The sequence below is a fragment of the Celeribacter sp. genome (genome assembly GCF_048270365.1).
Classification (GTDB): domain Bacteria; phylum Pseudomonadota; class Alphaproteobacteria; order Rhodobacterales; family Rhodobacteraceae; genus Celeribacter.
In genome coordinates this window covers 71,419-82,459 of sequence record NZ_JBLWTA010000014.1, presented here as the reverse complement: position 1 = coordinate 82,459, position 11,041 = coordinate 71,419, and the positions used below count along the sequence as shown (strand labels likewise).

At 60.9% G+C, this 11,041-nt stretch carries 10 protein-coding genes; 5 read left to right on the top strand and 5 right to left on the bottom strand.

The window, feature by feature from the left end; translation table 11 throughout:
• From ACN0X0_RS17420 to ACN0X0_RS17400, 5 genes are all read right to left on the bottom strand, one after another.
• The coding region (locus ACN0X0_RS17420; protein ID WP_417280192.1) for an FAD-dependent oxidoreductase at window positions 1-92 on the bottom strand (92 nt) is incomplete at its 3' end.
• A gap of 151 nt (window positions 93-243) precedes the next feature.
• A complete protein-coding gene (locus ACN0X0_RS17415) occupies window positions 244-834 on the bottom strand; it encodes a DUF924 family protein (protein ID WP_417280189.1) in 591 nt (196 codons plus the stop codon).
• Window positions 835-950: 116 nt separating this feature from the next.
• A complete protein-coding gene (locus ACN0X0_RS17410; protein ID WP_417280188.1) occupies window positions 951-2,240 on the bottom strand; it encodes an MFS transporter in 1,290 nt (429 codons plus the stop codon).
• Between the two features lie 146 nt (window positions 2,241-2,386).
• On the bottom strand, window positions 2,387-3,448 hold the full coding sequence (gene queA, locus ACN0X0_RS17405) for a tRNA preQ1(34) S-adenosylmethionine ribosyltransferase-isomerase QueA (protein ID WP_417280187.1): 1,062 nt from the start codon (window positions 3,446-3,448) through the stop codon (window positions 2,387-2,389).
• Window positions 3,449-3,467: 19 nt separating this feature from the next.
• A complete protein-coding gene (locus ACN0X0_RS17400; RefSeq protein ID WP_417280186.1) occupies window positions 3,468-6,833 on the bottom strand; it encodes an AsmA-like C-terminal region-containing protein in 3,366 nt (1,121 codons plus the stop codon).
• Window positions 6,834-6,956: 123 nt separating this feature from the next.
• On the opposite strand from ACN0X0_RS17400, the gene bcp reads away from it, so the two are divergent.
• From bcp to ACN0X0_RS17375, 5 genes are all read left to right on the top strand, one after another.
• On the top strand, window positions 6,957-7,415 hold the full coding sequence (bcp, locus tag ACN0X0_RS17395) for a thioredoxin-dependent thiol peroxidase (RefSeq protein ID WP_417280185.1): 459 nt from the start codon (window positions 6,957-6,959) through the stop codon (window positions 7,413-7,415).
• Window positions 7,412-8,239, top strand: a complete 828-nt coding sequence (locus ACN0X0_RS17390; RefSeq protein ID WP_417280184.1) for a ferritin-like domain-containing protein — start codon at window positions 7,412-7,414, stop codon at window positions 8,237-8,239. The genes bcp and ACN0X0_RS17390 overlap by 4 nt, the downstream gene beginning before the upstream one ends.
• A 350-nt stretch (window positions 8,240-8,589) precedes the next feature.
• Window positions 8,590-9,894 (top strand): M23 family metallopeptidase, encoded by a 1,305-nt coding sequence (locus ACN0X0_RS17385; protein ID WP_226553290.1) that lies wholly within the window; start codon window positions 8,590-8,592, stop codon window positions 9,892-9,894.
• Window positions 9,884-10,429: a bactofilin family protein gene (locus ACN0X0_RS17380; protein ID WP_417280183.1), complete on the top strand. Its 546-nt coding sequence runs from the start codon at window positions 9,884-9,886 to the stop codon at window positions 10,427-10,429. The genes ACN0X0_RS17385 and ACN0X0_RS17380 overlap by 11 nt, the downstream gene beginning before the upstream one ends.
• Before the next feature lie 109 nt (window positions 10,430-10,538).
• Window positions 10,539-11,039: a hypothetical protein gene (locus ACN0X0_RS17375; protein ID WP_417280182.1), complete on the top strand. Its 501-nt coding sequence runs from the start codon at window positions 10,539-10,541 to the stop codon at window positions 11,037-11,039.
• Window positions 11,040-11,041 lie beyond the last annotated feature (2 nt).

Below are 11,041 nucleotides of genomic sequence, written 5' to 3'. Positions count from 1 at the left end.
ACCTTAAGCCCCAACTGCGCCGCACGAATGGCGGCCACATAGCCACCAGGGCCAGCGCCGATCACGATGAGGTCGAAAGATGTGTCAGACATGGTGGGTCCTCCCGAAACCAGAAATTAGTTTGACACTAAACTATCTGGAAAAACGGAGCAATGAAGCTCTACACATTCCGCATGAAATGCTGCATCCCGCCCAATGCATAGCTCGAGCGGGATGCGCATAGCTCGGAGCATGTGTGAGAAATCAGGCCGCGATGGGTTGAAGCCCGCGCAAAATCTCCGCGTAGCCACCTTCGGCGAGGAACCGCGCCTCGCTTTGCGTCGTGGCCCGTGCCAGTGCCGCGTTGCGATAGGGGAAACGCCCGAACATGCGAATGACCTCGCGATGCGCCTTGGCGTGCAAAAGATTGCTCTCTTCGCCTTTCAGCCGTTCACAGATCAGCCGCACGCAGCGCTCCTGATCGGACAGGTTTTCACTGTGCATCATCGGCAGGTAAAAGAACTGGCGCGCGGGCGCATCGATCCGCATGTCCCAGCCCTTGTCCACTGCCGCTTTCGCTGCGGCCAGAGACATCGAGTCGGAGGCAAAGGCCTTAGCCTCGCCCCGGAACATGTTGCGCGGCATTTGGTCGTTGAGGATGATGTAGGCCAAAGCGCCCGACGGGTAAGTGAGCCAAAGCGAATAGGCCCCCTCCTGCGCCTTCTGCCAGGTCGGCAAAAACGCGTCACGAATCCGCTGATCGAGCGCCTCATCAGCCACATACCATTGCGACGGATCCAGCTCATCAAGCCAAAAGGCCAAAATGTCCTCGGGGGTTTTCTCGGCGCTGTGCATTTGTCGTCGCTCCTGGGGCAAAACTTTACAGAAGCGTTACAAAGCCCAAGGTGCGGCACAAGTTAATTATCGCTAACACCGCGTCACTTTTCCAATTGTTGCGCATTTACAGCATTTCACGCACGATCCTCCACCTGAGCCTCGGCCTCTTGATGGGTCTCGGCCTCCTCCGCCATGTCGTTCATGTCGTTGGCGACCTCCTGCGCAAGCTCGGCCACCACCGTGGTCGTCGAGGGCATCACCGCCACATAGGAGGATGTATCCTCCACCGCCGCGCGCCGCGTCATCCGCCAAAGCGCATAAAGCGCGATGCCACCCAAGAGAAAGATCTGGAACACCCAATAGCCCTGCGGCCCAAAGCCCGTCATCATGTAACCGGCAATCAAAGGACCGCCGACGGCACCGACGCCATTGATGAAAATCAGCCCCCCCGAAGAGGCGGCCATGTCTTCGGGTTCGAGATAGTCATTGGTGTGGGCGATGAGCAGCGAATACAGCGGGGTGGCCATGCCCCCGGCAATAAAGCCCGCAGCGAGCACGAAGACATAGCTCTGCGCGAAAATCGCCCCTAGAACACAGGCGAAAGCTCCGACACCTGCGGCACCGAAAATCACTTTGCGGCGGTCGGAGCGGTCCGAAATCCAGCCGATCGGCAGCTGAAAGCACAGCGCCCCCATGTAGATTGCCGCCACGAAAGCGGAGATTTGGCCAAGCGTGAAGCCAGCCTGCCCGCCATAAACCGCAGCCATGGCCATTTGCGAGGCAAAGACGCCGCCCATCAAGAACATGCCGATGCAGCCCAGAGGCGAAATGCGGAACAACTCGACGAGAGAGAGCGGTTTCGAGGTCTCGAACGCAGGCGTCGGAGAGATCGACAGAAGGATCGGCGCGAAGGAGATCGACACGAGCACGGAGGGGATGATGAAGAGCACAAAGCCCGAAGGATCGCCCTCGGCCAGGATCCACTGCGCGGCGATGATGCCCACGGTTTGCACCAACATATAGGCCGACAGGACCTTGCCGCGTTGTTCGTTGGTGGTGGAATTGTTGAGCCAGCTTTCCGCCGTCACGTAAACGCCCGAGAAACAGAACCCCAAAACCACACGCAGAGCGGTCCAGACCCAGGGGTTCGCGACCACCGGAAAGAGGATCAGCGCCGCCGAGATAAAAGAGGCCAGCGCCGCAAAGACCCGCACGTGACCGACGCGGCGAATGAGACGCGGCGCCGCCTGCGAGCCGCCCAGAAAGCCCGCGAAATAGGCCGACATGACGATGGAAATTTCGAAGGTCGAAAACCCTTCGGCCACGCCACGCACACCCAAAAGCGTGCCTTGCAGGCCATTGCCGATCATCAGGAGCATGATCCCCAAGAGGAGGGGCGCGGAGGAAGAGAGCACTTTATTCATGGCGGGACCCTAGGGGATTCGGGATGTGAGGGAAAGCAGACTGCCGCGCAGAATCGCCGTTGCCCGAGCCTTTTACACCGCACATCTTACCCGGATGTTAAGGTTAACGCGCTAGACTTAACGCCATATGCCACAGATTTCAGACCTCACTCCGCATGCGGCAACAACAAGGACGCATCGCCATAGGAAAAAAACCGATACCCTTCGGCGACGGCATGATCGTAAACCGCCCGCATCCGTTCCCGTCCCATGAGTGCGGAGACCAGCATCAACAACGTGCTTTTCGGCAGGTGGAAATTGGTCATAAGCGCATCGGCCACACGGAACTCATAGCCCGGTTTGATGAAAATATCGGTCTCGCCCAGGAAGGGCGCGATCACACCCGGCGCGGGCGCCGCACTTTCAATGAGGCGCAGCGCCGTGGTGCCGACCGGGATCACCCGCCCGCCCTTTTGTTTCGTGGTGTTGATCTCGCGGGCCGCGCCTTCGGACACCTCGCCCCATTCCGAGTGCATCTTGTGATCTGAAACATCATCCACCTTCACCGGCAGGAATGTCCCCGCCCCCACATGCAGCGTCACATAGGTGAACTCGACGCCCTTTTCCGCGAGCGCCTTCAACAGCGGCTCATCGAAATGCAAAGACGCCGTGGGAGCGGCAACCGCGCCCATATTACGGGCCCAGACGGTTTGATAGTCTTCCTTGTCCTGCGCGTCGGCCTTGCGTTTGGCCTCGATATAGGGCGGCAGCGGCATGGAACCGGCCTCCGCCAGCGCTGTGTCGAAATCCTCGCCCGAGAGGTTGAACGCGACCACGGCCTCGCCGTCTTCTTTCGCGATCAGGGTGGCGGAGAGAGCATCCGAGAACCGCACCTCTTCGCCTTCCTTGATTTTTTTCAACGGCTTGATGAGCGCCTTCCACTGCCCTGCCTCGGCCTGTGGCTCCAAAAGCGTGACCTCGATCTTCGCCTCCTGATAGCCCTGCGCCGTGTCACGGCCACGCTTGCCCGTGAGCCGTGCGGGCAGCACTTTCGTGTCATTCAAAACCAACCGGTCGCCGGGCTGAAACCACTCCAAAAGATCGATGACATGCCCGTCTACGATCCGCGTGGGCGTCGCCACCAAGAGCCGCGCGGAGGAGCGCGGTTTGGCAGGCCGTGTGGCGATCAGCGCCTCGGGCAGGTCGAAATCAAAGTCGGAAAGTTTCATATGTGCCTCAGGTTTGGTTTCACTGATCGCCCGCCGGTGCCTTGCGGAAAATATTGCGCAACGCCCCCGGCGTGAGCAGAGACAGCGGGTTGACGCCCACGGAGGGGGATTTGGCCGCGCCGGTCAACGTGTAGGTGAAGCCGAACAACCCCTCGCCCTTGCGCGACACGATCTGGCCCAGCGCGTTGACGAAGTAGATCGGCGACACCACACCCTGCATGTCCACGGTCTTGGCCGCGGTGTCATAGAGCCCTTCGATGGTGATGCCAAGGGACGGCCCCTCGGCCGTTGCCCCTTTGACGGTCAACCGCCCGGGGCGCAGAATGAAATCGCTTTGCGCATGGGTAAAGAGAATCCCGCCGCCTCCGGTCATCTGCTCGATCAGACCAACGACGGAAATCGCCGACAAAAGTTCGGCCAAGGAGGGCGCGGAGTGCACGCGAATGTCGTCGATGGTGACCCGCCCATCAAAGCTACCCTCTTCCGGCAAGGCGGTCAGCCCGAGGTTCAACACCCCACCCGAGGCGCGTTCCAGCACGCCGGTGGCGGAGACCACAGCGCCCGCGTCTTGCGAAGTGGCGGTGATGGTCGGGCCATGCACGCCGGGACGGATCGTGCCGGTCAGGGCGCCCGTGCCATTCAGCCGTCCACTGAACGACCCGGTGACGCCCGCCCCCGAAGACAACCGCGCGGAAAAGCCATGGAGCGCCAGCCCCTCGCTGAGGGTCAGCCGATCGAGTTGCACCTCGATGGGCACGGGTCCTGTGGTGCCGCCACCGCCCGAGCCGCCAAATGTCGCCCGCGCCAGATTGAGCCGCCCGCCAGTGATCTCGACTTTCACGGGCTTGCCCGCCCCCTGCCCCACGATGGACAGCGGCGCATCGAACCAATCGCCCAGAGTGACGCGTCCAAAGCTCAGCCGCTCGAATTGCCCGCCCGGCGCGATCTCCACCCGTCCGTCGCGCGCCGACAACCCCGCGCCAGACAGCTCAAATGTGGTGATCTCCGGCTGCGGCCCCGCCGTGCCCTTGAGCACCAATTGCCCACGGGTGCCCGCCGGCTTGCCATAGCCCACCGGCGCGAACGACAGGCGCAGGCCGGAGAGATCGGAGGTGACTTCGAAAGCGGGCGGCTGACCTTTTCTGAGCGCGACGGTGAGCGCACCCTCGGTCTCGCCCGCGATCATGCCCTTGGGCAATGCAATGTTGAACGTGTCCAAAAGCGCCTGATTGATCCGCGCCTGACCGACCATATCGGAGCGGCCTTTGTGATCGGGGCCGAAATTCTTGCGCCATTGGCCGGACATCTGCGCCGTGCCGATCCGGGCCGCCCCCGCAATCGACAGGCCCGAAGGGTCCATGGTCAGCGCCAACCGATCCGCGCTCAGCACCTGCCCCGGCATCAATTGATCGGTCGAAACCTCCGTCAGAGTGCCGTTCAACAGGAAATTCACATCCTCGAACATCACCTTCTTGATCAGTGGAAAGCCGATCTGCCCCGAAAGTACCGCCTGTCCCTCGGCCACATCCGGGCCAAAGGTGGACTCGCGCAGCGCGTTAAACGGGGGGCCTGCGACAAGCGCCAGCCCCGCCTCGACGGAAGACTGGGTTTTTAACCCGATCTCAAGGCGCGCAGGTTTCACGAAAATATCCGGAATGCGCAGCACCGTGCCCGCGACCTCCACAGGCCCGCCAGAGGGCGCCTCGATGGTGCCGCCGTTCATGGTGATGGTCATGGCCGAGCCAAACAGCGCACCGTAGCCATGCCCATCCGACACAGGCGGCAAGGCGGCCATGTAGCGCATGTCGAGCGCGTCGAAATCCCAATCCATGGCGAGTGTCGGTTGGCTCTGTCCCGGCGCGAAGCGCAGCGCCAGATCGAGATCGCGGTAGGTCGCGTCAAAGATATTTTCCGCCATCCAACTCCGGGTCTTGGCCACGGCAGCGGGCGGCCAGAGCGCGATAAGCTCGGCCTGTGTCATCTCATCGACCGACAGATCGAGCGCGGCGGACCAGCCCTCTGGACCTGCCTCGGCCCGGCCCTTGCCGCGCAGCCAGAGATCGCCCTGCGCAAGATCAATCTGGCCAAAATCCAGCACAAAAGGATCGAGCCGCAGCTTGGCCGTGATCAACGCCTGATCGAACACCAGCGGCTCCGGGAACAGCCCTTCTGGCGCCACCCGCAGCTCGGAAATGCGCCATTGCCCGGTGAAACTCTGCGGCCAGCTGCCCTCGAAATCCCGGAGCAACACTTGGCCCTGACTGGTGATGTCCAGCGCGTCGGTCTCAAGCCTCAGCTCGGGAAAGAGGATGCGTTTGTCGATGGGATCGTAGTCAAAATAACCCTTGGCCCCTTCGAAATCGAGCGGCTCCGCGCCCTCGGCGGCAACGATCTGACCCGCCTCGATCTCGAGCGAGCCGGTGTATTGCGCCAATTGCCCGTCCGGCCCGATCTCGGCCCGCATCGCGGCAGAGATCGGCGCATCGACGACGGAGAGAAACGAGAGCGTCGGGCTTTGCAGCGCAAAATCCCGCGCTGGCGCATTGTCCATATTGAGCGAGATCGACGAGGCCAGTGAGCCTTTGTTCGAGCCAAAACCAAGCTCAATTTTCGCCAAGTCTTCCGTGCCATTGAAAATCTCGAAATTCATCGTGATATCAATGTCCTGATCCGTGTTGATCAGGGTCACGCCCGCATCCGTTGCCTGCCAGATGCGACCAGACCGCGCGTCTTCCAGGGACACGGTCAACTCGCGCGCCTCGATCCGGGAAATGCCCGAGAGCGGATCGGAGGAAAAGACACGATCGATGGCCTCAAGCACTTCGACGCCCGAGCCCGTCACCCGCTGCGTGCCGCCAAAATCCAGCGCGAAAGCGCCGTCCTGACTGCGCCGCACGGTGATCTGCGCGCCCGACAGTCTGAGCGTATCGGGGCGAAGCTGGCGGGCTTTCAACGCCTCTTTCGACAGCACCGCGCGCAATTCATTGAGCCGAGCGATCTCGGCGCCGGTGCCGTCAATCAGACCCACGTTGCGCGCAGTGACACGCGGCACGAAATGGCTGTCGACAATGGCGATGATCTCGCCGATGGAGACCTCGGGGCCATTGAGTTCGCTGTTGATCTTGCGCTCGATCCGACTGGTGATCGCCTCGGGAAAGGTGATCTCGCGCCCGGTGACGGCCAACACCGCAAGGGCCGCGAAAATCACCAGCGCCAAGAGAAACGCCAGCGTCCAGAACCCGATGATGTGATGAGTCGGGCGCTTTTTGCGCTCCGGTCCGGGCACAGGTTTGACCTCTGGTTCCGGCACAGAGACCTGCTCCGCAGCGGCCTCCGGGGCCTCTTCGGTCACATCACCTTTGTCCTGTGAGATCGGCTCACGCATGCGTCTGCTCTCGGTATCCTCTTTAACGGGATCGGTTTCATCTTGTCGCAAAGCGGCCTAAAACGAAACCGAAAGCCTCTGCAACGCGTAAAGCACTATGTCAGCAGATATGAGGAGACAAATATGCTTGATCTTGGCACGACAGCCCCCGACTTTACCCTGCCCCGCGACGGCGGCAGCGATGTGACGCTCTCCGATCTCAAAGGTCAAAAGGTGGTTCTCTATTTCTATCCGAAAGACAACACCCCCGGCTGCACCACCGAGGCGCTGGAGTTCACCGCGCTGAAATCCGAGTTCGAGGCGGCGGGTGTCGCGGTCTTTGGCATCTCGAAGGACTCGGTCAAAAAGCACGACAATTTCTGCGCCAAGCATTCTTTGGGCATCCCGCTTTTGTCCGACGAAAACGGCACGGTCTGTGAGGACTATGGCGTTTGGGCGGAGAAAAAGATGTATGGCAAGACCTTTTGGGGCATTGTCCGCGCGACCTATCTCCTTGATGAAGAAGGCAAAGTCGCGCAAGTCTGGCCCAAGGTGAAAGTCGCGGGCCACGCGAACGAGGTGCTTGAGGCCGCCAAGGCATGAGCCTTACTCTGGCTGAAATGGCCGAGGCGGTGCTGCGCACCGCCGACGGTCGTGAAAATACCGCCCTCTCCCATAAATACGCAGCACTTTGGCGTGAGAGCCGCGCGGGCGGGACACCGATCCCGCTCGGCACGGCCAATCCGCCGATGCAGCCCGCACGGCCTGAGCGTCCGGAGTTGTTGAACCCGCGCGACGTGCCGAAGCGTAAACCCGGAAGCCCTGAGGGCCGCAAGGCGATCCTGCACGCCATTGCACATATCGAACTGAATGCGGTGGATTTGCACTGGGATATCGTCGCGCGCTTTACAGATATCGACATGCCGCTTGGATTTTACGACGACTGGGTGAAATCGGCGGATGAGGAAAGCAAGCATTTCAATCTGGTCTGTGACCGGTTGGAGGCGATGGAGTCTTTCTACGGCGACATGCCCGCGCATGCCGGAATGTGGCGCGCCGCCGAGGACACGGCAGAGGACATTATGGGGCGGCTTGCGGTCGTGCCTATGGTTTTGGAGGCACGCGGTCTCGATGTGACGCCGGGCATGATCAAGATTTTCCAGAACGCCAAGGACCCGGAAACAGTCGCCGCGCTCGACGTGATCTACGCCGAAGAGGTCGGCCATGTCGCCTATGGCGCGAAATGGTTCAACTTTCTCTGCGGGCGTCAGGGCATTGACCCGAAAGAGGAATTCCACGCGCTCGTCAGGCGCTATTTCCCGGGTGGCACCAAAGCGCCTTTCAATGAGGAAAAACGCGCCGAAGCAGGCATGCCACCGGATTTCTACTGGCCTCTGGCTGAGGAATTGCCGCCTGCGTGGAGCTAACCCCTCCACGTCGGAGCTGTTGCGACAGCCGGTCGCAGTCGGGCGGAACGGACACAGCCCGCGAGCGCCAACATAGGCGAGAAACCGCCAACAATTTGTCATTTCCCGCTGATCTTCCGCGCATCTGCCAAACAAAAGGGCAAAAACGTTGCCCCATGGGGAAAGCTTCGCTAACAGAAGTGCAACCGCTTGCAGGAAGGGTCGAATGTCCGCTTCAGACGGGGATCGGCCCTACGGGGTAAAGTCAGATCTGCGCAAGCTCTTTGGAGCGGCACAGAGGTTATGAGACTGCAAAGCGGATGAGGGATGGACATTGAGGACGGTTTGGCACGGCCACAACGAACAACACCATGATTTATAAGCTCAACCACATGCTTGAGCGCAGCTTCCCGGAACGCCGGGTGTTTCTGCGTTCGGACAACGACACCCGCTATCTTCGGATCAGCCCGCTGACGCAACTGGTGGCCTTTACCGGCACCACTGTCTTCGCTGGCTGGCTGATCATCGCGACCTCGATCCTTTTGATGGACAGCATCGGGTCCGGCAATCTGCGCGAACAATCTGGGCGCGATCTCGTTCTGTTTGAAAACCGCGTGGCCGAACTGGCCAATGAGCGCGACATGCGCGCCGAAGAGGCCGCCGCCGCGCAGGCCCGGTTCAACACCGCGCTCGAACAGATCTCCGTGATGCAATCGCAATTGCTGGCCTCCGAAGAACGTGTGCGCGAATTGGAAACCGGCGTCGAGGTGGTGCAGGCCAATCTGCGCAAGGCCTTGAAAGCCCGCGACGAAGCCGAGGCCGACAAAGCCCAGCTTGTGGCCCAGATCAACGGCGAGAACGGCGCGCAAAACGGCATGAGCGCGCAGGAAGTCGAGGCCACGGTCGACGTGCTGACCTCCGCTCTCGCAGATACCGCCGCCGAGCGTGACGACATGGTCATTTCCGCCAGTGAAGCCCTGCGGATGGCCGATGCTCTCGAAATTGACCTGCGCCTGATGGAAGAAAAGAACGATCGGATTTTCTCGCAGCTCGAAGACGCCGTGACGATCTCTGTCGCCCCTCTCGACAAGATGTTCAAATCGGCCGGCATGGACCCGGAAAACCTGATCGCGACGGTGAAAAAGGGCTATTCCGGTCAGGGCGGCCCGCTCACGCCGATCACATTTTCGACCAAGGGCGGCATGGTCGACCCGGATTCGATGCGCGCCAATGCGATCATCGACAAGATGGATCGGCTGAACCTCTACCGCATCGCCGCCCAAAAGGCACCCTTTGCCCTACCGATCAAAGGTGCCTTCCGCATGACCTCTCCCTACGGCCCGCGCTGGGGGCGGATGCATGAGGGTCAGGACTTTGCCGCCGCCTACGGCACGCCGCTTTATGCCACCGCCGACGGGGTCGTGACATTCGCCGGTTGGCAGTCGGGCTACGGGCGCCTGGTGAAGATCCAACACGAGTTCGGCATCGAAACCCGCTATGCCCACCAATCGCAAATAATGGTGAAAGTCGGGCAAAGGGTCTCGCGTGGCGAGCAAATCGGTGCTATGGGAAATTCTGGCCGGTCCACTGGCACGCATTTGCACTATGAAGTGCGCGTGGGTGGCAAGGCCGTCAATCCGATGATCTATATTAAGGCTGCCAACGATGTTTTCTAAAAGCAGGATCAACGAACCGGGCCCGAAACAGGGCGAGGACGTGAAGAAACCCGAAGCGGCGGCTGCCAAGCCCGCCATGCCGAAGTCTCCGGCCCCCGATTTCGCCGCCCCTGCGTCGAAGCCGAAACCGCCGGCCTCCGTGCTGTCGTCTGATCTGACCGTGACCGGCAATCTGAAGACCTCTGGCGACATCCAGATCGAAGGCACCGTCGAAGGCGACATTCGCGCGCATCTTTTGACCGTGGGTGAGACCGCGATGATCAAAGGCGAAGTGATGGCCGATGACGTCGTCGTCAACGGCCGCATCGTGGGCCGCGTGCGTGGCTTGAAAGTCCGCCTGACCTCGACCGCGAAGGTCGAAGGCGACATCATCCATAAAACCATCGCCATCGAGTCTGGCGCCCATTTCGAAGGCTCCGTGCAACGCGCCGATGATCCGCTGGCCAACGGCTCCAAACCCGCAGTTCCGGCCTCTGCCGCGCCGCAGACCTCTGCCGCTGTGTCCCAAGCCACTGCTGCAGCCAAGGGCGAATAAGCTGAGCTGACATCTCAATGCGAAAGGCGGTCCTCCGGGCCGCCTTTTTTCATGCTTGAACACCGCCCCTCCCTCCGCCATCGTGCATCCACATAGCCCCGGAGTTCCCATGCCCGCCGAAGCCCTGCGCCAGCTTGAAAAAGTGACAAACCTTTATCTCTCGGATTTCCGCATGGGGCGCATGAACGAACGTCGCCTGACGGTGATTTTTGACGAAGGCATCGAGGGCGAGCCGGATCAGATCAAGAGCGGCAATTCGGTGATCGACGATCTTCTGGGCAAGGCCAAGGTGATCGAGGTCCGCCCCGGATCGCGTCGCTTCACGCTGCGGTTCGAGGATTACGTCTCTTTCAAGATCACCGATGAGACATTCTCGAAACCCGAAGACGCCCCGGCGCTGGACGAGAAAACCCCGGCCTCGCTCTTTCGCGAAAACCCCTCCGCCGTGTTCCTGCGTCACGTCAAAGAGTGGACGATCTACGAGGATTACCACGCCGACAAGATGCACCACTACTGCGTCGCCGCACTCAACCATGTGCTCGAAGTCGTCACCACCGTGCCGCCGCTGGTGGAGATGCAGGTGCTGAGTGAGGCAGATTTTTCGGAATAACC

Coding starts and splice junctions, on each gene's coding strand:
- ACN0X0_RS17415 (WP_417280189.1), bottom strand. CDS start 834: ATGCACAGCGCCGAGAAAACCCCCGAGGACATTTTGGCCTTTTGGCTT.
- ACN0X0_RS17410 (WP_417280188.1), bottom strand. CDS start 2,240: ATGAATAAAGTGCTCTCTTCCTCCGCGCCCCTCCTCTTGGGGATCATG.
- queA (WP_417280187.1), bottom strand. CDS start 3,448: ATGAAACTTTCCGACTTTGATTTCGACCTGCCCGAGGCGCTGATCGCC.
- ACN0X0_RS17400 (WP_417280186.1), bottom strand. CDS start 6,833: ATGCGTGAGCCGATCTCACAGGACAAAGGTGATGTGACCGAAGAGGCC.
- bcp (WP_417280185.1), top strand. CDS start 6,957: ATGCTTGATCTTGGCACGACAGCCCCCGACTTTACCCTGCCCCGCGAC.
- ACN0X0_RS17390 (WP_417280184.1), top strand. CDS start 7,412: ATGAGCCTTACTCTGGCTGAAATGGCCGAGGCGGTGCTGCGCACCGCC.
- ACN0X0_RS17385 (WP_226553290.1), top strand. CDS start 8,590: ATGATTTATAAGCTCAACCACATGCTTGAGCGCAGCTTCCCGGAACGC.
- ACN0X0_RS17380 (WP_417280183.1), top strand. CDS start 9,884: ATGTTTTCTAAAAGCAGGATCAACGAACCGGGCCCGAAACAGGGCGAG.
- ACN0X0_RS17375 (WP_417280182.1), top strand. CDS start 10,539: ATGCCCGCCGAAGCCCTGCGCCAGCTTGAAAAAGTGACAAACCTTTAT.